Source organism: Haloferax sp. KTX1, assembly GCF_902410085.1.
Taxonomy (GTDB): domain Archaea; phylum Halobacteriota; class Halobacteria; order Halobacteriales; family Haloferacaceae; genus Haloferax; species Haloferax massiliensis.
Genome location: NZ_CABPRH010000003.1, coordinates 338100 through 362088, shown reverse-complemented (window position 1 = coordinate 362088; position 23989 = coordinate 338100). Strand labels below are relative to the sequence as shown.

Below are 23989 nucleotides of genomic sequence, written 5' to 3'. Positions count from 1 at the left end.
CCGCCCACGTAGGATACGATGGAACCGAGAGGTGCGCGACGCGAGGTGGTGCGACCGTGAGCGAACCGTTCGTCGAATCGCTCCCCGGACGGGCCGTCCCCAAGTCATTCGTCGCCGAACTCGAAACGAAAGAGGCGATTCAGCAGGCCGTCGCGGTCCGCGGCTACAACATCGAACGCGACGGCGAGACGGTCCAGCACGCCTACCAACTGGTGGTGAACGTCCGCGGGAAGTACATCCTCGGGCTCCACCTCTCGAACGGGACGTGGCGCGTCGTCTTCGACACGCGCGACCACCCGAAACTCGCACAGGAGGGCCCGCGGGCGGCCTACGAGGCCGTCCACGACGCGCTCTACGAGCGCGCGCCCTCCGACGCGAAGATAGATTTCGAGTCGACGCCGCGGTTCTGGAACGCCTCGCAGTAGGTCGTTTCCGACGTTTTCGGTCGCCTCTCCGTTTTCTACTCCCCGCGAGCGGCGCGCGTGTGAAGCGCGCGCCGCGGCCGACGACCCGCCCAACCCCACACCACCGTGTCCGCAGAAACACGGGGTGTGACGGTTCGAACCGGCGTGGCGTGCGGACGGGAGAGTCTGATTCGGGCGTGCCGAACGCCAACGGGCCGGTTCGTCACCGACTGCACCCCCCGATGGTACGCAGATGGGATGGAACGGCTTAAATCCCGAATTCTGGCGTTAGGAGCGCCCTAACCCCACGAATGGAACGGTAAGTCGCTGCGAAATTAAATATATCCGGAACATACGGAAGGCCAACAGGAGCCGGAACATGTGGCCGCTCGAAGTCCCGTGCAGGTGGGCACGAGGTGGGTGGGTCTGAGGCCGGTCCTGGGTAGAACAATGGATATCAAGAACTTCCTTAGCGAATCACGCGCAGTCTCGCCGGTCATCGGCGTCATCCTCATGGTCGCGATTACAGTCATCCTCGCGGCCGTCATCGGCACCTTCGTCCTCGGTCTCGGCGACCAGGTCGGCGACACCGCCCCGCAGGCGAGTTTCACGTTCGATCACGAAAGAAGCACTGGGAACCTTACCATCACTCACGAGAGCGGCGCTGCAATCGACCCGGCTCGCGTGACCATCTCAGGACCAATCGATGAAGACGGAGACGCCTGGAACGAAGTCGACACGACTGCGACTGAAATATCGGCGGGAAGTTCGATTACCGTGGTGGCAACAGGTGCGTCGTTCGACTCTGGTGAAACCGTCCGCGTCGTCTGGACCTCCGAATCCGGCTCCAACTCCGCGACCCTCCAGCGGTGGACCTACAACGCCTAAGCGGGCTGGCTGAATCGGCACCGAGCCCCACCAACCCCAGTTCGGAATACCGATTTCTTTCGGAACTACTCCGCAGAGGCACCCGTATCTCCTCCCCCACCAATATTGTATTTCTAGCACAAACTTATTCGTCCGCGGTGCGTACGCTCGGACAGAGCTCCAATGTCCGCACCCGAGCCGACAGCCGTCGTCGCCTCCCTCCGCGAGCACCGCGAGGACGTCGCCGACCTCGCGGCGGCGCTCGTCGGCCACGACACGCAGAACCCGCCGGGAGACACGCGGGAACTCGCGTCGTGGCTCGAATCGTTCTTTTCGGAGCTCGGCATCGACACCGAGCGCGTCGCCTCGGACCCCGAGAAACCGAATCTCGTGGCGACGCTCCCGGGTGCGACAGACCGGACGCTCGTCCTGCTGGGGCATCTCGATACGGTCCCGTTCGACGCCGACGAGTGGGCGCGCGACCCGCTCGGCGAGCGAGTCGGCGACCGGCTCTACGGACGCGGCGCGACAGACATGAAGGGGGCAGTCGCCGCGATGCTCGCGGTGGCGAAGGCATACGTCGAAACCGACACGGTGCCGGCGACGAACCTCGTGTTCGCGTTCGTGAGCGACGAGGAGGTCGCCGGGAGCGCGGGGATGCCGACGCTTCTCGACCGGCGCGGCCTCGACGCGGACGCCTGCGTCATCGGCGAGACGACCTGCGAGAGCGACCGCCACTCGGTGACCGTCGCCGACCGCGGGAGCATCTGGCTGGAACTCGAAGCGACGGGGAGCGCCGCCCACGGCTCCCGGCCGATGCTCGGCGAGAACGCGATTCACCGACTCTACCGCGCCGTGAGCGACATCGAATCGACGCTCGCCGATTCCCGGTTCGACCTCGACCCCGCGGTGCGGGCGCTCGTCGACGAGTCCGTCGAGTACTACGCGCCGCGGTTCGGCGCGGACGCGGCGCGAGAGCTGTTCGAGCGGCCGTCGGTCAATCTGGGCGTCCTCTCGGGCGGCGACCGGGTGAACGTCGTCCCCGCCGCGGCGCGGGCGAAACTCGACATTCGCGTGACGCCGGGCGTCGAGACGGAGGCGGTGCTCGACAGCGTTCGGGAGGTCGTCGCCGGTCACGACGGCGTCGAGATTTCGGACGCGGACTGGTCGGTCGGGACGTTCGAGGACCCCGACGGCCCGCTGGCGAACGCCGTGGTCTCGGTCGCCGAGAGCGTCACCGGCGGGCGCGTCTACCGCCGGAGCGCGACCGGCGGCGGCGACGCGAAACGGATGCGAAATGCGGGTGTGCCGACCGTCGAGTTCGGTTTCGGGACCGAGACGGCCCACGCGGCCGACGAGTTCACCACGGTCGGCGCGCTCGCCGGCAACGCCGAGGTGTACGCCCGCCTGCCCGACGAGCTATTGCGGCAATTCGACAGCGGTACCAGAACGTTTGATTCGACGGGCGCATCACCAGCAGACACGACTCCTTCGCGGCGCGACCGACGAGAAGATCACTCGCAATGACACCCGATGATTCACACGACACCCGATAACGCACTATGACACCCGACGAACTCCGAACGACGATTCCGGCCCTCGACGACGTCACGTATCTCAACACCGGCGCGCACGGCCCGAGCCCCCGCCCCATCGTGGAACGCGCGACCGACTTCCTCGAATACCACGAGTACGAGTCGCCGGGCGACGACGGCCCCTATCCGACCGCGTTCGACGCCTACGAGGCCGTCCGCGAGGACGTGGCCGCGTTCATCGGTGCCGAGGCCGAGGAGGTCGCGCTGACCCAGAGCACCACCGACGGCATCAACCGCATCGCCACCGCGCTCGACTGGGAGGCCGGCGACGTGGTCGTCCGGACCGACCTCGAACACCCGGCGGGCATCCTCCCGTGGCGACGACTCGAACGCGAGGGTGTCGAGGTCCGCGTCGTCGAGAGCGAGGCGGGGCGGCTCGATATGGACCAGTACGCCGAGGCCGTCGCCGACGCCAAACTCGTCTGTTTCAGCGCCCTGACGTGGAACTACGGGACGCGGCTCCCCGTGCGCGAACTCGCCGATATCGCCCGCGACGCCGGCGCGCTGTCGGTGGTCGACGCGGTCCAGTCGTTCGGCCAGTACCCCGTCGATGTGGAGGACTGGGGCGCGGACGTGGTCGCCGGTGCGGGTCACAAATGGCTACTCGGGCCGTGGGGCGCGGGGTTCCTGTACGTCCGGCGCGAGGTCGCAGAGGACATCGAACCGCACGCCGTCGGCTACCGCGGCGTCACGGAGCCGAACGCCGACGGCCTCGACTTCGCGGCGGGAGCCAAGCGCTTCGAGGTCGGGACCACCAACCCCGCCCCGCACGTCGCGCTCCGGGAGGCCATCGACGTCGCCGGACGCGTCGGCCTCGACCGGACCGAAGAACACGTTCGCGATCTCGCGAGCCAGTTCATCGAAGCCGTCCCGGGGGGTCGGCTGTTGAGTCCGCACGACCCGGATTCCGGACTCGTCTCGTTCGAAGTCACCGACCCGGAGGGGACGGTCGAGCGTCTCAAGTCGGCCGGCGTGGTCGTCCGGACGCTCCCCGAGCCGAAAGCGGTCCGAGCGTCGTTCCACAACTTCAACGACGAGACGGACGTGACGGCGCTTCGCGACGGACTCGACGGGGAATGGTAGCTCCGTAGCTCGCGGGGGTCGTCGAGAACGCCCGTAGCTCGCGGGGGGGTCGTTGACTCCCCCGCAGAATCTGCCTCGTCAGCGAACGTTCATATCCGGCGAGGGGGAACCGCAGGGCATGCATCCCACGGCACGCAAGTTCGCCGACAGAGTACGCGATTCTCACGGGTTCGAAGTGACCATCGAGGAGTTTCCGGAGGGAACCAAGACGGCCGACGACGCGGCCGCGGCCGTCGGCTGCGACGTCGGCCAAATCGTCAAGAGCATCGTCATGCGCGTCGGCGACGAGACGGTTGTCGTCCTCACGAGCGGTGCGAATCGCGTGGACGAGGGCTCGCTCGGCTCCGAGTTCGGCGTCGAACAGGGGGCCGTTCGCAGCGCCAATCCCAGCGAGGTGAAAGAGACGACCGGCTGGAGCATCGGCGGCGTGCCGCCGACCTGCCACGCGACGGACTGCCCCGTCCTCGCGGACCCGACGTTCGAGTCGTTCGACCGGATTTGGGCCGCCGCGGGAACGCCCGAGGCGGTGTTCCGACTCACGCCGGACGACCTGCGGACGCTCTCCGCGCCGCGATTCGTCGACGTGTTCGAGTGAGGCGAGAGCGGAATCGAGGCGAACACTCGGCACGCTCCGCCGCTGACCGGACGAGAACAACACCACAATGTCCGCTGTTCTTCACCGTCGGAACGAGGTCCGAACCACCGGAGAGAAACCGCAATACTGCGCAAAACCACTGCGAGACGACCCCAGCGCCGCGGCTGTTCGTCAGGCGAGATAAACTCTCCTTTCGGAGAAAATGATTACTGAATGTGGCCTTCGCGCCGGAGCTGGTCCGCGTCCTCGCCGGTGTAACGCCATTCGATGTTGGCTTTCTCGTCCTGCCAGTCCCACGGTTCGACGAGCACGACGTCGCCCTCGTTGATCCACGTGCGGTACTTCATGCGGCCGGGGATGCGGCCCATGCGGTTCTTTCCGTCTTCACAGCGGATTCGGACGTGATTGCCACCGTTGTGCTCTGTGACGACTGCGAACAGCTCGTTGTCGTTGGGCATTCGAAGGTTTCGACGCCCTTGATTTTCACTCATGGTCTTGCTCAGGGACGGAGACGGATAACTTATCGGATACTCGTGATACCAAATGTCATGGAGTTGAAACAGGGTGACGGTAGTCTCGAACACCACGTTGTCCGCTGTTTTCGATAGATTGGTCGCCAGCAGAGGATGGTGGGTCGTAATAACATTCCACACAGACTGTTCGAGGTCCGCTGGAGACCTCGTTCGTGGTCGGTCACACCGTTCGTGGTCGGTCACATTCGTAGTTGGCCATCGTCGGGTCGTCGCTGAGAGCGGGTGGGCGTGACGTGGGTCTCGATGATTCCCCTACAACACCACTTTGTCCGCAGTTATCCGGATTCTCAGTCCCTAAAAAGACGCTTTTGTCGATTCTCGGGGTTCGTAGAGCCACGGAGAACAGCTTTCGTCGGGGTCGAAGACGAGCGAAGAAGTCGGTTCGACTCGACCGGACGAGACTAACCACGGTTGTGTGACGACACGTGTCAACGAGCGGTCGGGAAGCGTTCGATGAGTGTTGACACAGACACCATATTGTCCGCTGTTCTCGACGGATGTGAACGTGAAGACGAGACGGTGTGAGGCGGGGAACACTCACACCACTTTGTCCGCTGTTCTCGGTGTGAAGCGGTACCCCCCGCTGTCGTGAGCCGGGTCTCTACCGTCGGGTTCCAACCAGCCGAGTTATTTTTCCACAAATTGGCATGAATGAAAGCAGCCGTCCTCAAACACTCTCGACCTAACTAGTATAGTTGTCTGTATTACGGACTTAGTTTAAATTACAGTCTAATAAATCTTTCTCTATTTCAGAACAAATACTTTCGTCCACTTGTTCCATCGGTTACCTTCGTCTCCCAGAACAGCGGACAAAGTGGAGGGGGTGTGTTCCCGCCTGAGTATATAAATCGAGAGAACAGCGGACACTCCGGACACGGTGGTTTTATGAATGAAGTGGTCGAACCGTGGTAGTATGCCCCTATTCGAGCGGGACACCGAGATCTATCGGGACCGGGACGCCCTCCGTGAGGATTACCAACCCGAGGAACTCGTGGGGCGTGACGAGGAACTCCGCACCTTCCAGGCCGCGCTGCAGCCGGTTATCAACGGCGAACAGCCCAACAACATCTTCCTCTACGGCAAGACCGGCGTCGGCAAGACCGCCGCGTCGAGGTACCTACTCGGTCACCTCCGCGAAGACGCGAGTCACTACGACGACATCCACCTCACCGTCGTCTTCCTGAACTGCGATGGACTCACGAGTTCGTATCAGATTGCGACCCGACTCGTCAACGAATTCCGGTCGGAGTCGAACCAGATCAGCACGACGGGCTACCCGCTCGGCTCCGTCTACGAGATGCTCTGGCAGGAACTCGACGACTGCGGCGGGACGATAATCATCGTCCTCGACGAAATCGACCACGTCAACGACGACAGCATCCTCTACCAACTCCCGCGGGCGCGGGCCAACGGGAACCTCGACGCGGCGAAAGTCGGCCTCATCGGCATCTCCAACGACTTCTCGTTCCGCGACGACCTCTCGCCGAAGGTTAAAAGCTCCCTGTGCGAACAGGAGATTCACTTCCCCGCGTACAACGCGAAGAACCTCCGCGCCATCCTCGAACAGCGCGCCAAGGTTGCGTTCCGCGAGGGCGTCCTCTCCGACGAGGTGATTCCGCTCTGTGCCGCTTACGGCGCGAAAGACGCCGGGGACGCCCGCCAGTCCATCGACCTGTTGATGAAAGCCGGCGACTTGGCCCGCGACGACGACACCGACCGCATCGAGGAGGAACACGTCAAACGCGGTCGGCGCGCCCTCGAACGCGGCCGCATCAAAGAGGGAATCAACGGCCTGACCGAACACGGCCACCTCGTCCTCTACTCGCTTTTGACGCTCGAACTCGAAGACGAGACGCCGATTCGCTCCCGCGACGTTCGCCCCCGCTACACTCGCTTTACCGAACTCGCCAACCGCGACCCGCTCGTCCCGCGCCGGATGCGCGACCACCTCAGCGAACTCGCGATGCTCGGCATCGTCTCGGTCACCGAGCGAAACGAGGGACGACGCGGCGGGACGTACCGCGAGTACGCCCTCGATATGGACGTCGGGCTCATCGTCTCGGCCATGCGCGACACTATCGAACTCGTGGGCGTCCACGAGACGGTCGAACCCTTCCTCGACGGAGAGAAGACGAGCACGCTCGACGACTTCATCGAGCAGTAGACGACCCGACTGCGATTACTGCGGACATCGTGGTGTACTCGGTCCCCGACGCCTTTTCGTCACGTTTCGGGAGAACTGTCGCTTTCGTCGTTCCTCAAAATGCCCGTTCGGTGGGGCGCACCCATATCCCTTCGTTGTCAGTACCCGACCGCTCGGAACACCACGATGTCCGCAGTAAATCGGCGATTTTCGCCGCTTATCTGAACAGCGGACATTGTGGTGTTCCAGCCCGTCCACGGTGGACTATCGTCCCGGTAGCGGTCCTCTTCGTGGCTCGTTACCGGCACAACAGCGGACATACTGGTGTTCGGTGACGCGTCTTTCGACGTGGGAAATCGCTCCGTTATATGGCGTCTCGACAACGGCGGACGCCACGGTGTTCGACCGATTGGTTATCCCGGCTCTGGGACTAACCGTCACCGACTGTTTCGACAATCGGAGGCCGAGCTCTCCGTCTCGAACACCACGTTGTCCGCTGTTCTTCGGGCGTTCGAGCGGTTTCCTCGGCCTCGATTTCGCTCTGTTCTCCGCGCGCGATCGTCAATCGGTCTCTCGCTTTCGGCGTCGGTCGCCACGCGTCACTCGTCGCGAGTTTCGAGGACGGCGTCGGCGATTTCCTCGGGGTACTCGGCGGCGACGCGGACGAGTGCGTCGTGGAACTCGCGGCCGGTCAGGTCGCGCACGTCGTGTTCCCGGCGGAGGTGCGACTCGACTTCGAACTCGGCGTCGTCCAGCCGGTCGAGCGTCTCGGTTCGGACGTAGATGCTCTTCGCGGTCGTCGATTCGAACTCGAACGCCGGACCGCCCTCCGATTTTGTCGCTTGCTCCGCGTCGTCGACGTGCTCTGCGCCGTCTGCTTCCGCGTTCGACCCGGTCAGCCCTTGGGGTTCGCCGCCTTCACTCCGCTCATCGCTGTCGACGCTTTCGCTGTCGGGTTCTCCCTCGCTGTCGGGGTCTCCACCCGCGTCGCCCGAGTCGGACTCGGTCTCCGGTTCGGACTCGATTTCGGGTCCGGCTTCGACCGTCGGTTCGGAACGCTTTGACTCGGACTCGTCGGGAGCGGCTCTGTCCGATGCTTCCTCGTCGTCGGGCTCTGATTCCGATTCCATCGCCTCGCCGAGGCCGGCGAATCGGTTCTCCTTAGGCATCGTTCGTTCCTCCGCGCTCGACGATTTCCGCGAGCTGGTCGAGTCGGTCGAGCATGTCGTTCGAGGGGTCGTACTCCCGGAGCGTCTTCCCGTCGCGCCAGGCGCGACTGAACGCGATTCGGTGTCTGATTCCCGGTCCCTTGGAGTCGGGGTCGTCGAACAGGTCCGAGCGGGCGAACGGCGGGATGAACTGTTCGAAGGGGGAGGCTTCGAGGTCGCGGATGATGCGTTTTTCCTCGTTGTTCCCGGTGAGGTCGTTCGGAACGATAGCGAGGATGTCGAGGTCGACTTCGCGCCGAATCGGGCCGATCTGCTGTTCGAACATCCGCTCGAAACCGCTCACGCTCGGCTCGCTCATCAACAGCGGGACGACGACGTTCCCGGTTCCGATGAGCGCCGCATCGGACAGCGGGCCGAGGCTCGGCGGCGAGTCGATGACGATGTAGTCGTAGTCGTCGTCGAGAAGCGGGTCGACGATTCGGCGGCGGACCCAGAGCACGCCGAACGTCGAGTTCCGGACGCGGTCTTCGATGTCGTCGAGGTCGACGTGGGAGGGGAGCACGTCGAAGCTCTCGCGGTCGCGTATCACCTCGTGTACGTCGATTGGGTCGTCGTCGGTCAGCACGTCGCCGATGTTCGACTCCGACGATTCGTAGGCGTCTTTCAGTCCGACGCCCTCGGTCGCGTTCCCCTGCTGGTCGAGGTCAACGAGCAGCACGTCGTTGCCCCGCGCGACGAGCGCGTCGGCGAGGTTGATCGCAATCGTCGTCTTTCCGACGCCGCCTTTCTGGAGCGAGACGCTCACGGCCCGCGACATCTATCGGGCCTCCGCCACCGAGAAATTTCCACAATTTGTACACAGTTTACGCTGTGTCTGCTGTCTGAGCGGTGCGAACTCCGTCTGAATTGCGGGCTGTGCGGACATTTGAGGACTCGAAGGGACCTTCCGCGCCGTGCCACATAATTTTATCCACGACTTTTGAACCGTCGGAGATGTGTCTACATTCTACACTCCCTGAAACTTCTACACTTTCTAAAAATTGTGGAAATTGTGAACTGCCCGCGGTCATTGAGCGACATCCCGTCCGCGTTTCGGCCGCTTCGAAGGGGCTCTCCCGAACGAAGCGTCCGATTCCCGAACACCGCTCGCAGTTCGCACATCTCTCACACTGAGCGAATCTCCCGCAGTGCGAACCGCCCTCACTCTCTACAATTTTTACGAATTCTACAAATTCTATACTGTCCTCGACTTCTAAAACTCATGGACAGTCCGAAATCCGCTGACAGTGCAAACACCGCCGACAGTTTCGACTGTCCGGGGTGTTCGCGCCGTCTGAACCGCTCGGGCTGTTCGAACTCCGCTTCCGGACGCCGTTCGATTCCGACCGCCATCCGGAAAATATCGGTAATTCAGCGTTGCTGACCGGCAGATACTGCGGACATGGTGGTGTCGGGTCGGCAGTTCGCTCGGTTCAGTTGGCGAGTTTATCGGCGAACTTCTCGCGGACCTTCTCGATTTTCGGGCTCGCGTGGAACTGGCAGTACGCGTCGTTGGGGTTCTTTTCGAAGTAGTCCTGGTGGTGCTTCTCGGCCTCGTAAAACGTCTCCAGCGGGACCAACTCCGTGACGACGTCGTCGTCGTACTCCTCGTCGAGCGCCTCGATGTAGGCCGACGCCTGCCGCTCCTGGTCGTCGTCGTGGAACAGGACGATAGAGCGGTACTGCGTCCCCACGTCCGGCCCCTGTCGGTTGAGTTGCGTCGGGTCGTGGACCGCGAAGAACACGTCGAGCAGTTCGTCGTAGCCGACGACTGCGGGGTCGTACTCGACCTGCACGACCTCGGCGTGGCCGGTGTTCCCCGAGCAGACCTGCTCGTAGGTCGGGTCCGCGGTCTCGCCGCCGGCGTAGCCCGACGTGACCTCGCTGATGCCGTCGAGTTCCTTGAACGCGGCTTCGACGCACCAGAAACAGCCGCCGCCGAACGTCGCAGTCTGTGTGCTTCCCATAGTCCCGGTTACGTCGCCGAGGAATTAAGCCCCGCGGCGGGGGCAGTGGGAACCGAGACCCCCGTCCGCGACGAGGTCTCCGTCCGCGCCGACGACTGCGAACCCGAATCACAGGCTTCGACGAGCGAGTCCCGATGTGTCCGTGGATTTCCCGACCAAACTGTACGCGAAGCCAACATTTATCCGCCCTGTCTGTCAGCAATTACCATGGAAGACGTATTCGTTGCGAGAGTGATGTCGACGGCCCTCCACACGGTCACCCCGGACACGCTCGTCGAAGACGCGGCGCAGTTGATTCTCGACAACAACATCAGTTCGGTCGTCGTCGTCGACGGGGAGAACCGACTGAAAGGCATCCTGACGACGACCGACTTCGTCGATATCGTCGCCAAGAGCCAGCCGAAGGCCCAGACCACCGTCGAGCGATACATGACCACCGACGTGATTACCGCGGGCGCACAGGACTCCATCCTCGCCGTCGCGGAGTCGATGACCGAACACGGCTTTCACCACATGCCGGTCGTGGACGAGGAGGAAGGCGTCATCGGGATGATAGCCACGTCGGACCTCGCCGCGTACCTCTCGCAGACCGGAAAGCTAGCGCGGTCGTAACGCGGTCTCTTCTGCCCGACTCCGCGCTACTCCACCTGCTCGGAGAGGCTCTCGACGATGCTCGCCAGCCGCGGGTCCGTCGCGTGGCCGTGGTGGACCGCCAGCGGCGAGACGCTCACCTCGCCGTCGACCATCGCGCGGCGGTCGCTGCCGACGGGGTAGCGGTCGCGGTGTTCGTCGCCGAGCGGGAACGGGTTCTCGAAGCCGACGGCGTCCGGCCACGAGATGTCCTGCAGGCGGACGTAAACCTCGTCGTCGTCGAGGTCGTGTTCGCGGTCGCCGTCCGGGAGCGCGCCGGCGTCGGCGTGGTGGTCGACCTGCTGGTCGTAGTCCGCGAAGGGGCGGGTCACGCGCATCCGGGGGCTCGGCACGTCGGCGGGGGCGTTGACGTTCAAGAGGTCGACCTCGTCGAACACGTCGGTGCCGAAGACGCGCTCGGCCAGGGCGCGGGCGACCCGCGCGGGGCGGGAGAAGTCGTACTCCTCGGGTGGGTGGCAGAAGAAGTCCCGGGCGTGGTAGCTGGAGACGGCGATGGCGGGCGTCCCGAGGAACGCGGCCTCGACGCCCGCGCCGACGGTGCCCGACCGGCCGACGACGTAGTTGCCCGCGTTCGGGCCGTCGTTGATACCGGAGACGACGATATCGAAGTCGGCGTCGAGGCCGCGGAGGCCGTAGGCGACGCAGTCGGCGGGGGTGCCTTCGAGGGCGTACCCCCACGGGTGGTCGCGGCGGACCGCGTGTTCGTTGCGGGCGCGGCCGACGCCGCTTTGGTTCTCGGCGGGCGCGACGACGGTCACGTCGCCGACGGCGGTGAGTTCCTCGCGCATGGCGGCGATGCCGGGCGCGTCGATGCCGTCGTCGTTGGTGAGGAGGATTCGAAGCGGAGACGAGGAGTCGGTCATCTACTCGGGGATTTCCGCCGGTCGCCGTAGCTATTCCGGATTCTGAGCCGACGGCGTCGCCGACCCCTGTCCCGCCGTCGAAAACGGGTCGTACTCCACGGCGTCGATGGTCGCCCGCCAGTACGGCAGGTCGCCCGTCGGGAGGGTCCACGCCACTTCGGCCGCCGCGGGGACGCGAATCCCGTTCACTTCGCGGTAGTCGCTGAAGCGTCCCGTCCACGGACGCCGCTCGTACTCGCCGCCGCCCGTCTCGCGCCACCGGTCCGCGGTGACGCGCGCTATCTCGTCGTTCTCGTCGAAGTGGAACACGACGCTCGCGGTCGACTCGCGGTCGACTCGCGGTGGGCGAGCGTCGCGCGTGCCGAGCGGTCGTCTCTCGGCTCCCACCTGACGCCGTGGCCGGGGAGAAACGCGGTCGGAAACCAGACCATCTCGGCGAGGTAACGGGCGAGTTCGCCCTCGTCCAGCTCGGGCGACGGCGGGGCGTCCGCGACGGTGACCACCGAGAGTAGCCTCGCTTCGAGCGTCCCCGCGCCGCCGACGAAGGCGTCGACGACCCGAACCGACGGGAACGGCACGAACGGCACGAGGTCGATTCGGGCGTCCCAGACGAACCCCGGCGGGTCGACCGTGTAGTGCTGCGTCGCCGTCATCGACTTCCACGGCGAGTCCGCGTCGCCGAGTCTGAACTCGCCGGTCTGGCGGAGCCGAACCGACCGAACCCGAGGGGGTTCGTCGGGGAGCACGCGTTCGAGATACCGCTGAACCGGATCGGGGAGGGAGGCAGTCGCCGGCGTGGCGGCCTCGGTTCCGGCGACGTCAGGGGTCGATTCGGCGCGCTCCCGTCGGAGCGCATCGAGCAGTCGGCCGGCCGTCTCGTCGGCCCGCGCTCGGATTGCGGCGAGGAGAACGCCGACGGCGAGCGCGCCGCCGACGACCACGACCCCGAGTCGTCCGAGCGTTCGATTCCGTGCCATACCGGTCGATACGGGCGAGACGGATATGAGCCTCGTCGTCGCTCTCACGGGGCGGCACCGACCGAACTCCTGTCAACGCGACGTTCAAAACTTCGAGACTCTCACGAACGGGAGAATATAATTCAAACGGAGACTTTATGTAATTAAGTTCGTACTAACGAACGAATGCGCATCGAACCGATGCGGCCGGCACGCCGGGCACCCGCCGACATCGCGGTTAATATCCCGTTAATGCGCCTGTTTTCGGTAGATACGTCTCCGCTGCTGTCAGTGCTCCGCTCGTCGCCGACCGTCACGTCCGCCACGACCGCCGCCACCGCCCCGAGCGACGCGAACCGTCGCCTCCGCCGGGTCGCCGTCGGCGCTCACCTCCTATCGACCCCGAGAGACCGCCCCGACTCGACCGCCTATCGACCCGTCTCCCCAAGCGAGGTGGGCGTTGCGTGAGTTCCCTCGACGGGGCCGACGACGTACCGTGGGACGACGTGGGCTTCGTCATCAGCTCTCACTACCGCGTCTCCGTGCTTGAGAGGCTCTCCGAGGGCCCGGCGACGCCGACGCAAATCGCCGCGGACTCGGAGAGTGCGGTCGCTCACGTCTCGCGGGCGCTGCAGGAACTCAGAGACCGCTCGCTCGTGGAACTTCTCGTCCCGGAACAGCGCCGAAAAGGGCGGGTGTACGGCATCACCGACGACGCCGAGAACATCTGGAACGTCATTCAGACACAGCAGATGGCGTGAGCGCGGTCGCTCGGCGACGGCACCCGCGCGTCCGCGTTCGCGCCCCGCCTACTTCGTGGCGATTCGCTCCGACCCCTTGTTCAGGAGCTGGTAGGTCCGCTTGGCGAGGTTCATCCCGACGCCGGTCGACTCGACGACGTAGTATGGGACGAGCTCGCCGCCGAACTTCGACTTGTAGTTGCAGAGCCGCTCGGTGTTCGCGCCGACGAGGTCGTACTTCGCGACCGACGCGAGCGCCTCGTCTTCGACGATATCCTCGATGATGGTCCAGTGGAGCAGGCTGTTGATGCTGACGCCGTCGTACTCCCCGCGCGCGCCGCCGAGCCAGAAGTAGCCCACCTCAGCGGAGAAGGGGACGATCATCCCGCTGAGATACTCGCCGTCGGGGTCGCGGGCGACGTACACCCGACACCGGTCGCCGAGGTTCTCGACCAACGACTCGACGAACTCCCACGGCATTCCGAACGGCTCGTCCTGCTCGTCGTACCGCGAGACCACGTCGTCGTAGACGACGCGGGCCCCGTCGAGTCCCTCGTCCGCGATGGTGACGTCGAGTTCGCGCGCCTGCCGAATCTCGCGGCGGAGGCTGCTGCTGAACTGGGCTTGAATCTCGTCGAGCGAGCGCCCGTCGAGGTCGAGCCGGTAGGTGAAGGAGGGCTTGACCGCGAAGCCGGTCCACTCGAACGGGCGGGGGTCGAGGTACGCCGGCGAACACAGCAGGCGGACGAACGTCCGGTTCGAGCGGATGCCGAGTTCCTCGACCACGAGGTCGGCGAACTCGCGGTTCACCGACTCGTAGGCGCTCTGTTTCGGGCTGTTCGGCATCATCACCGGGCCGATGTAGGGAATCGCCATCGACGGCGGCGGCGAGACGACGACCCGTCCGAGGGGGTTCCGGCGGACGAACGTCGGGAACAGCGCGACCGGCTCTTGGCCCTTGAAGACGCCGAACAGGTGCATCTCGCCGTCGAAGTGCTCGTCGATGGCGGCGAGCACCGCGGGGGTGTGGAAGACTTCGGTGCCCGACGAGGGGAGCGCGGCTCCCCACTCGTCGAGGCTCAGTGGTTCGATACGGAGTTGTGACATGTGTCGTGGTCGTGCGGGGTGGTGGTCGTCGGTCGGTGCGGCGGTCGGGTCGTCATCGGTGGAACAGCCCCGAAACGAGTCGCGACGAGAGGCTCGTCCCGTTTCCCCGGGACAGCATCTCGATGCCGGGACCGAGGCGGCTCTTGTACAGGTGTGCGATGGTTCTGACCGGGAGCGCCCCGTGTTCGATCTGGTAGAACGTGACGAGTTCGGGGTTGTACTTGCTCTTGTAACGGTTGAGTCGGTGGTTGTTCGCGCCGACGAGGTCGTAGCGGCGCATTCCGGCGTCCATGCCGTCGCGCATGATGCGCCAGTCCAGCAGGTCGTTGACGTCGATGCCGAAGTCCCGCTGGGGCCGGACGCCGCCGAGCCAGCGGTAGAGCGTGTCCCCGTACTGGAGGGCGAGAATCCCGCTCACGAACGTCCCGTCGTACCGGAAGACGTAGGGTCGGATCTGCCCCGCCGGCAGCGAGTCGTACAGGTCCATGACGAACTGCGGCGGTACGTCGAACGACAGGTCCTGTTCCTCGTAGCGGTCTTTGACCAGCGTGAGAATCGAACAGATGTCGTCGCGGTCGCCCTCCTCGATGTCGGAGACGAGCTTTCGGCCGTCGCGGATGTTCCGACGGGCGCTCCGGCTGAACGACATGAGGAGCTCGTTCTCGTCGCGGGTCAAATCGACGTTGTAGGTGTACTTCGGCGACACGTCGCAGCCGCCCCACAGGAACGTCCGCATGTCGGTGTAGTAGTCGCCGACGCGGACGTGCGTGTAGTTCGGGCCGATGTGTTCGTCTATCCACGCGGTACAGCCGTCGATGAACTGGTTGCGGCGGCGCTCGAACTTCCGGCTCTTGATGTTGCCGGCGTCGAGCATCACGGGTCCGAGATACGGGACGCCGATGTGCGGCGGCGGCGAGAACGCCGTCTTGACCAGCCCCTTTCGAATCTCGAAGACGGGGAACAGCCCGACCGGCTCTTCGGTCTTGAAGCCGACGAGCAGGTGAAGCGTCGAGTTCGAGTGCTTCGCTTGGAGTCGCAGCGCTTCGTACTGATGGAAGAAGCTGGCCTGACTCGACCGCTCGACGTACGTGTCCCATTCGTCGCGGTCGCCGTGGTCGAACTCGGCGATTTCGATGGTCATGGGCTGGGAGGCGTCAGGTGTTCGTACCGCGTCCGCGGACCTCGACAACACGGCGTGGGGCCGTCCCGACCGCCTCGACCGTCCCGCCCGATTCGACCGTCTCGGCAGACCCGTTCAAACCGTCCGAACAGACCGTAATCAGCCGACTCACCGGCGGACGCGGCGGCCCCGTAAATCGACCCGCGGTCCGGTCGGGCCGCGTCGGCGTGTATCATTCGAAAAGACATTCTCGAACTACTGTGACGAGAGGACGGGGATTTGTTATGAAGCGACTAGCCGGCGTTCGCGGCGGCCTGCCCGCCGTCAGGGACTCTCTGCCGCCGGCCGTAGGCGCTCGATACCGTCGGCGTCGATGCCGTAGCCGTGTGTCGGTTCCCCGGAGATTCTGGTGGCCACGTACTCGGCGATGGCGTAGGCCATCCACGCCTGACACCACCGCATGAGCGTCATGCGCTTGGTGTACAAGCGGTGTTTGCGGAAGTAGAACCGACCCTCGGACGGGACGTACATGTTCGCCAGCGCCCAGTCGATGGCGCGCTCGGCGCGGTCGTACTGCCCGGCGTAGGTGAACACGAGGATGCCCTGCGCCGTCGCGTGGATGTCCCGCGGGTAGGGGTTTTCCTCGTCGAAGTTCGGCGCGCCGTCCTCGTCGAACAGCTCGCGGGCGTAGAAGTCGAGGCCGCGTTCGAGCGTCTCGTCGTACCGACCGCTGCCGACGACCTGCTCGTAGCGCTGGAAGCACTCGACGATGAAGCCGTTGTGGTGGTTGTCCATCGAGAGGTGCGAGGCGCTCGCGGGCTCGCGGTAGTACCACCCGCCGCGGTCGGTCTGCTTCGACGCGACGAAGTCGTACACCTTCTCGGCGCGTTCGAGCAGTTCCTCGTCGCCGAAGTGGTCGTACAGCTCGACGAACAGCCGCGCCCCGATTGCCAGCGCGTTGAGCGTGTAGCTGTCCTTCGGGTGCGAGAGGTAGTAGTCCATGACCGCGCCGTCGTCCTTCGGCCGGTAGTTGAGGTCGTCGAGCAGCACGTCCACGGCGGTCTTGGCGATGTCCGGGTAGTCCGGGTCGAACTCCCGCCCGGCGAGGAGCGCCTTGACGCCGTAAGCCGTCGAGACGATGTTCGGCGAGTGGGGAATCCCCGACCGCGGGCCGTTACGACCCGAGATGTGCTGGATGACGTGGCGATGACTGCCGGCGAAGCCGCTGTAGCCTTTCGCCTGATTCTCGACGAGCCACTCGGTCAGCGACGCCGCGTCGTCGCGGTACGTCTCCGCCGGGCGGTCGCCGTCGAACCACTCGGCCAACTGGGCGCGGGTCCGGTTCGCCATGGCGAACAGCGTGATGCCCTTGAAGTTCCGGCGCTGCTCCACGAGGAACAGCGGGCGGACGTTGACGGGCGAGCGCTTGATGAACTCCTGGACCGCGAGGTTGAACCAGCGGTTGTCGACGGGGACAGAAAGCAGAAGCCTGCTACTCATGCCGTCGCCGTAGTCCCAGCCCTTGTAGTCGCGTTCGCGGGCGTAGTCGAGCACGTCGTCGAGTACGTCGACGTACCGCTGGAGTCGCTCCGTGTCGGCGTCGCCGTCGCGGTGATACTGCGTCTTCGGTGATGGATTCATGATACAGAATAGCCTCTCTGCGGGGTGTTGGCTGTCCGAGAGGAAGCCCGCTGGCGGCTTTGTTATGGGGCCGATACCGACCGACGCCGCCGGATTCTACGGCGAGAGCGAGCGACCCGCGCCGCCGGGGGTCGCGCTGTCGGTGGTCGCACCGTCGGTCGCCCTTCCGTCCGAGTCGCCGCCGGAATCACCGGAGCCGCCGGGCTCGCGCTCGGCCAAGAACGTTCGGTAGTAGTCGGCGACGGGGCCGACCCACGCGCCCCGGTCGAGCGCCCGCTCGACGATGCGGCGGTAGAGCCGGCGGTAGCCGGGGAACTCGTTTTCGTTGAAGTACCGCGGGTGCCACAGCACCGTCATCACGGCGTCGTTCGACTCGGCCTCGTCCAAGAGCCGTTCGCATTCGGCCCACGCCTCGTCGAACGCCGACCCGGGGTCGGGAAGCGACACCTCCATCAGCGTCAGCGGGAAGACGACGAAGTCGTCGCCGAAGGGTCTGAACGGTCGGTAGCCGTGCTGGAAGCCGTTTTCCGAACTCGACCCGGGGCTGGCGTCGTACTTCAGGCCGAGTTCGCGGTGGTAGCGCCACGTGTTCGGCCCGAGTCTGAGGTGGTGCTGGCGGCCGCCGACGACCTCGTGGCCGAGCACCGCTTCGAGTTCGCGCTTTTCGGTCCGGAGGCGGTCGAAGTCGTCGCACGACCGGAACGAGCCGTGGATGCCGACCTCCCAGCCGCCCTCGTCGAGGTCGCGGACGGCGGTGGCGACCGACGCCGAATCGAGGTCGTACCGGCCGAGATGTTCGACCCAGTTCTTCGGTTCGAGCCAGTCCGAAAGCGACCCCGTTTCGAGGATGCTCGGCTCGTTGAGGAAGTAGAACGACGAGCGGACGCCGAGGTCGCGTTCGAGCGCCATGACTTCCTCGAACTGCCAGTAGGGGTTCTCCCGGCGGAGGAGCGTCCGGAGGTGGTAGCCGGGGTTCGACTTCGCCGCGTAGTACAGCCCCTGATACGTCTTGTACGGGCGGTCCACGTCGTGGGTCAGACAGACCGCGAAGCCGGGGCCGGACTCGCTCGGTTCCGTGCGGGTCACGCGGAAGTCAGCTCGCGCATCCGCGTCTCCCTTCCTCTCACGCATGCTCGTACTCCGAGAGCGCGGCGACGATTCGCTCGGCGGCGCTCCCGTCGCCGTACAGCGAGGGCTTTTCGGGGAGCGGGCTCTCGTCGGCCAGCGCCGCCCGAATCGCGGTCGCGTCCGCGCCGACGAGGGCGTTCCAGCCGGCGTCGACGGTCTCCGTCCACTCGGTCTCGTCGCGGAGCGTGAGACACCGGGTGTCGAGGTAGAACGCCTCCTTCTGGACGCCGCCGGAGTCGGTGGCGACGCGCTCCGCGCCGTCGAGCAGGCGGACGAAGTCGAGGTAGCCGACCGGTTCCACGAGGACGACGTTCTCGGCGTCGACGAGGCGCGACCAGAGGCCGCTGGCTTCGAGCGCCCCCTCGGTCCGCGGGTGGACCGGGAAGACGACCGGGAGGGGCGACGACGCCAGCCCCTCCACGATGCCTTCGAGGCGGTCGCGGTCGTCGGTGTTGGCGGCGCGGTGGACCGTCGCGAGGACGTACTCGCCGTCTCGGAGGTCGAGTCCGTCGAGTATCGTCGACCGCTCGCGGGCGGCCTCGCGGACCCGGAGGACGGCGTCGTACTGCACGTCGCCGGTCACGGAGACGCCGTCGCGGATACCCTCGGCCGCCAGCGTCTCGGCGGCCGACTCGGAGGGCGCGAACAGCAGGTCCGAGCAGTGGTCGGTGAGCACGCGGTTGACCTCCTCGGGCATCGCCCAGTTGTGGCTCCGCAGGCCGGCCTCGACGTGCGCCAGCGCGGGGTCGCGCTTCGCGGCCACGAGCGCCGCCGCGAGCGTGGAGTTGGTGTCGCCGTAGACGAGCACCACGTCGGGCGCTTCGTCGGCGACGACGACGTCCAGCCGGGTCATCATCTCGGCGGTCTGGGCGGCGTGGCCGCCCGAGCCGACCCCGAGGTTGTAGTCGGGTTCCGGGATGGCGAGCTCGTCGAAGAACACGCCCGACATCGACTCGTCGTAGTGCTGGCCGGTGTGGACGAGCACCTCGTCGTGGTCGCGCCTGAGCGCGTCTGAGACGGGGAACGCCTTGATGAACTGCGGGCGCGCGCCGACGACCGAGAGCACCTTGAGACGGCTCATCGCCCCGGCCCTCCGTGCGGCGCGTCGGCCGCAATCTCGGGGTCGGCCTCGGTCTCGGATGCCCCGCCCCGCGGTCCGCTGCCGATTTCGTACACGCGGTGGCCGATGTCGCCGAGGGTGCCGCGGCCGTCGACGACGACGAGGTCGTCGAAGGCGGTCCAGTCGATGCCGTCGAACTCCTCGTGCGGCGTGACGACCACGGCCGCGTCGATAGCGCGGGTCGGCAGGTCGGCGAGCACGACGGGGGTCGCGCCGAACGAGGCGACGACCTCGTCGGAGAGCATCGGGTCGACCGCGAGGACGGTCGCGCCGAGGTCGTTCAGCCGGTCGATGACGCCCGCGGCGGGCGTCGCGCGGGTCTCGGCGACGCCGGGGCGGTAGGTGACGCCGAGGACGGCGACGGTCGCACCTTCGACGTCGCGTCCCGCCGCGGCCAGTTCGTCGCGGAGCTTGTCGGCGGTGAACGCCGGCATGCTGTCGTTGACCTCGCGGGCGGTCAGGAGCAAGGGTGTCTCGGCCTCAACCCGGCTCGTGATGAAGTACGGGTACCACGGGATGCAGTGGCCGCCGACGCCCGGGCCGGGCGCGTGGATGTCGCAGTACGGCTGGGTGTTGGCCGCGTCGATGGCCTCGGTCACGTCGATGCCGAGGTCGTCGCGGAGCCGCGCGAGCTCGTTGGCGAGCGCGATGTTCACGTCGCGGTAGACGCCCTCGAACAGCTTCACGGCCTCCGCGGTCGTCGCGTCGCGCACGGGAATCACCTCGTTCGAGGTAATCTCGCCGTAGACGAGCGCCGCGACGCGGGTGCTCTCGGCGTCGACGCCGCCGACGATTTTCGGGTGCGACTCGGCGATGTCGCGGAGCGCCCGGCCCGACGAGGTCCGCTCGGGGCAGAACGCCACGCCGAACTCGCCGGCCGAGAGACCGCTTCGCTCCGCGAGGTACGGGACGACGAGGTCTTTGCTCGTCCCCGGCGGGACGGTGCACTCGACGACGACGAGGTCGCCGGGCGCGAGCCCCCGTGCGATGCTGTCGAGGACGGCCTCGAACGCCGCGAGGTCGGGCTCGCGGTCGTCGGTCAGCGGCGTCGGGACGATGATGACGTGCACCGCGGCTCCCTCGGCCGCGGCGACCCCGTCGGTGGTCGCCCGGAGCGCGCCGCGGTCGGCCTGCTCGGCGACTAACTCGGGCAGTCCCGGTTCCTTCGCCACGTGGCACTCGCCGTCGTTGACGCCGCGGACCACGTCCTCGCTGATGTCGACGCCGGTGACGTTGCCCGTCGCGCGGGCGTAGACGGCCGCCAGCGGGAGGCCCATCTTTCCGAGGCCGTACACCGCGACGGGGACCTCGCCGGCGCGCAGGGCCCGCGTCTGTTCGTCGGCCGAGCGGTCGGAGCCGTACAACCCGGGGCGCTCGCGGCTCATCGCTGTCCCTCCGTGGTTTCGGTGGTCTCAGAGCTTTCCGCGGTTGCAGCGCCCTCGACGCTCCGAGCCGTCACCTCGGCGTCGGCCTCGATGCGCCGGGCGAGTTCGATGGCGCGCAGGCCGTCGGCCGGCGAGACGAGGACCGGGCCGCCGTCGGTCGCGGCGTCCACGAACGCCTGTAGCTCGCGTTTCAACGGCTCGCCGGTGGAGATCATCGGCTGTTCCATGACCACCTCGTGGCGGTAGCGGACGCCGCCGTTGTCCCGGAGGTAGTCCGGCCGCGACTGGCGGAAAATCTGGACCGACTGGTTCAGGTAGTCGACCCGGATGAGCCGGTCGCGCGCGGTGATGTCGAGGGTCCGCGTCTTCTGCTGGGTGAGCCGACTCGCCGTGAGCGACGCGATGACGCCGTTCTCGAAGGTCACCTGCGCCGTCGCGTACTGCTCGTCTGGCGTGGCGGTCGCGGCCACGCGGTCGACGTCGGCGTCGACGAGCGAGAGCACCACGTCGATGTCGTGAATCATGAGGTCCATGACGACGCCGTCGCCCATCTCGCGGTTCAGCGGCGGGCCGAGTCGATTCGCGGTGATGGCGATGGGTTCCACGCCGTCGAGGAGGTCGGGGAGGGCGCGGACGGCCGGGTTGAACCGCTCGATGTGGCCCACTTGGAGCACGACGCCGCGCTCTGCGGCGCGCGCGGCCAACTCCGCGCCCGCGTCGAGGTCGTCGACGAAGGGTTTCTCGACGAGCGCGTGGACGCCGGCGTCGATGCACCGCCGGGCGACCGACGCGTGATAGGGCGTCGGCACCGCGACCGTCACCACGTCCACGCGGTCGAGCAGGTCCTCGACTCCGTACGCGTCGGTGCCGAAGTCGGCGGCGACCTCGGCGGCGCGGTCGGCGTCCGCGTCGGCGACGCCGACCAGTTCGACGCCGCGCAACTCGGCGTAGACCCGCGCGTGGTTGGTCCCCATCGAACCGACGCCGACGACGCCCGCGCGGACCGGGCGCTCTCGGCCGCCGTCGGTGCGGCGTCCGGCGGGGTCTCGGCTCACCTCGCCACCTCCGCGTAGTTGGCGACCGCGGTCCCGACGCGCTCCACGTCGGCCTCGCTGAGCCCGGGGTGGACCGGGAGGGAAAGCACCCGCGTCGCGGCTTCCTCCGCGACAGGGGCCGACACCGCGAGGTGTTCGTACGCGGGTTGCTCGTGGACGGGTTTCGGGTAGTAGACGCCCGTGGCGATGCCCTTCGCGTCGAGGTACGACTTGAGGGCGTCGCGCTCGATACCGTCGCAGGCGACGGTGTACTGGTGGAAGACGTGGGTCCGGTCCGGCGGCGTGTGGGGCGTCGTGACCGGCGAGTCTTCGAGGTACTCCGTGAGCGCGGCGGCGTTCGCCTGCCTCGCGCGAGTGAACTCGGGGAGGCGTTCGAGCTGGACCCGGCCGATGGCCGCGGCGATGCTCGTCATGCGGAAGTTGTGGCCGACCTCGGCGTGTTCGTAGCCGGAGACGCGGCCGTGGTCAACGAACCGGGCGGCGCGATCTGCGACGTCCGCGCGGTCGGTGGTAATCATCCCGCCCTCGCTCGTGGTCATGTTCTTCGTCGGGTAGAACGAGAAGCACGCGGCGTCGCCGAGGGAGCCGACGCGCCGTCCCTCGACGTCCGCGCCGTGGGCCTGCGCGGCGTCCTCGACGAGCAGGAAGTCGTACTCCTCGGCGAGTTCCGCGAGGCGCGTCATGTCCGCCGGGAGACCGTAGAGGTGGACCGCGATAACCGCGTCCACCTGTTCGCCGGCCCGCAGTCGCGCTTCGAGCGCGTCGGGGTCGATGTTGTACGTCCGCGGGTCGATGTCGACGAAGCCCACCTCCGCGCCCGCGAAAGCGACGGCGTTGGCCGTGGCGATGAACGTGAAGGGCGTCGTCAGGACGCGGTCGCCGGGACCGATACCGAGGGCGTGAAGCGCGGCGTGGAGCGCCGTCGTTCCGTTCGAGGTGGCGACGCCGTGGTCGGCCCCGCAGTAGTCGGCGAACTCCCGTTCGAAGCCCCGAACCTCGGGGCCGTCGGCTATCATGCCGCTTTCGAGGACGGCGGCGATTCGGTCCCGTTCGGCCGCGCCGAGTTGTGGCGCGGCGATTGAGATGTGGTCTGAACTCATCGTCGTATCCTGTTTTCTCCCCGCAGTTGTTCCGGCAGGTCGCGGTGGACGGCGGGGACGCCCACGGCGAGGGTGCGCGGCGGCACGTCGTTCACGACGAGCGCGCCGGCGGCGACGAACGCGCCCTCGCCGATTGTCACGCCGGGGAGGAGCGTCGCGTTCGCGCCGATGGAGGCGTGGTTCTCGATTATCGGTCCGACGAGTTCCGCGTCGGTGCGGACCGGGTAGGGGTCGTTCGTCATCACCACGCCCGGCCCGACGAACACGTCGTCGCCGATGCGGGTGTTGGTGGGGATGTAGACGTTCGTCTGGATGCTCACGCGCGACCCGATGGTCGTGGTGCCGTCGACGACCGTCTCGGTCCCGAGAAGCACCTGGTCGCCGATGGTCGTGTGCTCGCGGACGAGGACGTTGTGGCCGGTGACGAAGTCGTCGCCGATGGTCACGTCGTCGTAGACGATGGTGCCGGCGCGGATTCGCGCCCGGTCGCCGATGACCGGGTCGTCGCCGTCGCCGTAGCCGATGGTGACGCCGTCGTCGACGTGGGATTCGACGCCCACCTCGGCGCTCATCGGCGTCCACCTCGCGTCGGTCGCGCTCCGTCGGCCGTCTGTGCCGACTCGGCGGACGGCCGGGTCGACTGGAAAATCTGGAATCTCATATCATGTCGGCGGGGAGTCTGCCTGCCTTAGCGAAATTCAGTCTCGGTGAGGGCTTTGTTATGGAGT

Annotated in this window: 22 protein-coding genes and 1 pseudogene; 8 read left to right on the top strand and 15 right to left on the bottom strand. The window is 66.4% G+C overall.

The genetic code is table 11. The features are described from left to right. Positions 1-56 precede the first annotated feature (56 nt). From FY251_RS07910 to FY251_RS07890, 5 genes are all read left to right on the top strand, one after another. The gene (locus FY251_RS07910; RefSeq protein ID WP_148414217.1) at positions 57-425 is read left to right on the top strand and encodes a hypothetical protein; all 369 of its coding nucleotides are present in this window, start codon (positions 57-59) and stop codon (positions 423-425) included. A 429-nt stretch (positions 426-854) separates the two neighbouring features. After that, the gene (locus tag FY251_RS07905; RefSeq protein WP_148414254.1) at positions 855-1292 is read left to right on the top strand and encodes a type IV pilin; all 438 of its coding nucleotides are present in this window, start codon (positions 855-857) and stop codon (positions 1290-1292) included. A gap of 162 nt (positions 1293-1454) precedes the next feature. Beyond that, positions 1455-2798 carry a M20 family metallopeptidase gene (locus FY251_RS07900; protein WP_148414216.1) on the top strand — a complete coding sequence of 448 codons (1344 nt, stop codon included), beginning with the start codon at positions 1455-1457 and terminating at the stop codon, positions 2796-2798. Between the two features lie 35 nt (positions 2799-2833). Then, entirely contained in the window at positions 2834-3949 is a 1116-nt protein-coding gene (locus tag FY251_RS07895) for an aminotransferase class V-fold PLP-dependent enzyme (protein WP_148414215.1), read from the top strand. A 118-nt stretch (positions 3950-4067) separates the two neighbouring features. Next, the gene (locus tag FY251_RS07890) at positions 4068-4544 is read left to right on the top strand and encodes a YbaK/EbsC family protein (protein ID WP_148414214.1); all 477 of its coding nucleotides are present in this window, start codon (positions 4068-4070) and stop codon (positions 4542-4544) included. 206 nt (positions 4545-4750) lie between these two features. Here FY251_RS07890 and eif1A read toward each other — a convergent pair whose 3' ends face one another. Continuing rightward, the gene (eif1A, locus tag FY251_RS07885) at positions 4751-5035 is read right to left on the bottom strand and encodes a translation initiation factor eIF-1A (RefSeq protein WP_013035036.1); all 285 of its coding nucleotides are present in this window, start codon (positions 5033-5035) and stop codon (positions 4751-4753) included. 955 nt (positions 5036-5990) lie between these two features. Between eif1A and FY251_RS07880 the strand changes: the two genes are divergently transcribed. Then, the gene (locus tag FY251_RS07880) at positions 5991-7241 is read left to right on the top strand and encodes an orc1/cdc6 family replication initiation protein (RefSeq protein ID WP_042661998.1); all 1251 of its coding nucleotides are present in this window, start codon (positions 5991-5993) and stop codon (positions 7239-7241) included. 578 nt (positions 7242-7819) lie between these two features. Here FY251_RS07880 and FY251_RS07875 read toward each other — a convergent pair. The 3 genes from FY251_RS07875 to msrA form a co-directional block, all read right to left on the bottom strand. Further along, positions 7820-8389 carry a hypothetical protein gene (locus tag FY251_RS07875; protein WP_148414213.1) on the bottom strand — a complete coding sequence of 190 codons (570 nt, stop codon included), beginning with the start codon at positions 8387-8389 and terminating at the stop codon, positions 7820-7822. Beyond that, the gene (locus FY251_RS07870) at positions 8382-9206 is read right to left on the bottom strand and encodes a ParA family protein (RefSeq protein WP_148414212.1); all 825 of its coding nucleotides are present in this window, start codon (positions 9204-9206) and stop codon (positions 8382-8384) included. The genes FY251_RS07875 and FY251_RS07870 overlap by 8 nt, the downstream gene beginning before the upstream one ends. A gap of 655 nt (positions 9207-9861) precedes the next feature. Continuing rightward, positions 9862-10395 (bottom strand): peptide-methionine (S)-S-oxide reductase MsrA, encoded by a 534-nt coding sequence (msrA, locus tag FY251_RS07865; protein WP_148414211.1) that lies wholly within the window; start codon positions 10393-10395, stop codon positions 9862-9864. A 207-nt stretch (positions 10396-10602) separates the two neighbouring features. Here msrA and FY251_RS07860 point away from each other — a divergent pair, with 207 nt between their 5' ends. Beyond that, positions 10603-11007: a CBS domain-containing protein gene (locus FY251_RS07860; protein ID WP_148414210.1), complete on the top strand. Its 405-nt coding sequence runs from the start codon at positions 10603-10605 to the stop codon at positions 11005-11007. A 26-nt stretch (positions 11008-11033) separates the two neighbouring features. On the opposite strand, the gene surE is transcribed toward FY251_RS07860, so the two are convergent. Beyond that, positions 11034-11909 carry a 5'/3'-nucleotidase SurE gene (surE, locus tag FY251_RS07855; protein WP_148414209.1) on the bottom strand — a complete coding sequence of 292 codons (876 nt, stop codon included), beginning with the start codon at positions 11907-11909 and terminating at the stop codon, positions 11034-11036. Positions 11910-11939: 30 nt separating this feature from the next. Next, positions 11940-12886: pseudogene (locus FY251_RS07850) on the bottom strand (DUF6920 family protein). A gap of 443 nt (positions 12887-13329) precedes the next feature. On the opposite strand from FY251_RS07850, the gene FY251_RS07845 reads away from it, so the two are divergent. Next, entirely contained in the window at positions 13330-13626 is a 297-nt protein-coding gene (locus FY251_RS07845) for a winged helix-turn-helix domain-containing protein (protein ID WP_148414208.1), read from the top strand. Between the two features lie 48 nt (positions 13627-13674). Here the strand turns inward: FY251_RS07845 and FY251_RS07840 are convergent, their stop codons facing one another. From FY251_RS07840 to FY251_RS07795, 9 genes are all read right to left on the bottom strand, one after another. Beyond that, positions 13675-14712 carry a GNAT family N-acetyltransferase gene (locus tag FY251_RS07840; protein ID WP_148414207.1) on the bottom strand — a complete coding sequence of 346 codons (1038 nt, stop codon included), beginning with the start codon at positions 14710-14712 and terminating at the stop codon, positions 13675-13677. A 52-nt stretch (positions 14713-14764) separates the two neighbouring features. Beyond that, positions 14765-15853, bottom strand: a complete 1089-nt coding sequence (locus tag FY251_RS07835) for a GNAT family N-acetyltransferase (RefSeq protein ID WP_148414206.1) — start codon at positions 15851-15853, stop codon at positions 14765-14767. Positions 15854-16156: 303 nt separating this feature from the next. Then, entirely contained in the window at positions 16157-17473 is a 1317-nt protein-coding gene (locus FY251_RS07825) for an antibiotic ABC transporter permease (protein ID WP_148414204.1), read from the bottom strand. 96 nt (positions 17474-17569) lie between these two features. Beyond that, positions 17570-18604, bottom strand: coding sequence for a polysaccharide deacetylase family protein (locus tag FY251_RS07820; protein ID WP_187367370.1), 1035 nt, complete (start codon positions 18602-18604; stop codon positions 17570-17572). Further along, positions 18597-19682 carry a non-hydrolyzing UDP-N-acetylglucosamine 2-epimerase gene (gene wecB, locus FY251_RS07815; protein WP_148414202.1) on the bottom strand — a complete coding sequence of 362 codons (1086 nt, stop codon included), beginning with the start codon at positions 19680-19682 and terminating at the stop codon, positions 18597-18599. Before wecB ends, FY251_RS07820 begins: the two co-directional genes overlap by 8 nt. Continuing rightward, positions 19679-21106 (bottom strand): nucleotide sugar dehydrogenase, encoded by a 1428-nt coding sequence (locus tag FY251_RS07810; RefSeq protein WP_148414201.1) that lies wholly within the window; start codon positions 21104-21106, stop codon positions 19679-19681. The genes wecB and FY251_RS07810 overlap by 4 nt, the downstream gene beginning before the upstream one ends. Continuing rightward, positions 21103-22161, bottom strand: a complete 1059-nt coding sequence (locus FY251_RS07805) for a Gfo/Idh/MocA family protein (RefSeq protein WP_148414200.1) — start codon at positions 22159-22161, stop codon at positions 21103-21105. Before FY251_RS07805 ends, FY251_RS07810 begins: the two co-directional genes overlap by 4 nt. Continuing rightward, positions 22158-23261, bottom strand: coding sequence for a DegT/DnrJ/EryC1/StrS aminotransferase family protein (locus tag FY251_RS07800; RefSeq protein WP_148414199.1), 1104 nt, complete (start codon positions 23259-23261; stop codon positions 22158-22160). Before FY251_RS07800 ends, FY251_RS07805 begins: the two co-directional genes overlap by 4 nt. Then, complete coding sequence (locus tag FY251_RS07795; RefSeq protein WP_148414198.1) at positions 23258-23833, bottom strand: acyltransferase; 576 nt, start codon at positions 23831-23833, stop codon at positions 23258-23260. The genes FY251_RS07800 and FY251_RS07795 overlap by 4 nt, the downstream gene beginning before the upstream one ends. Positions 23834-23989 lie beyond the last annotated feature (156 nt).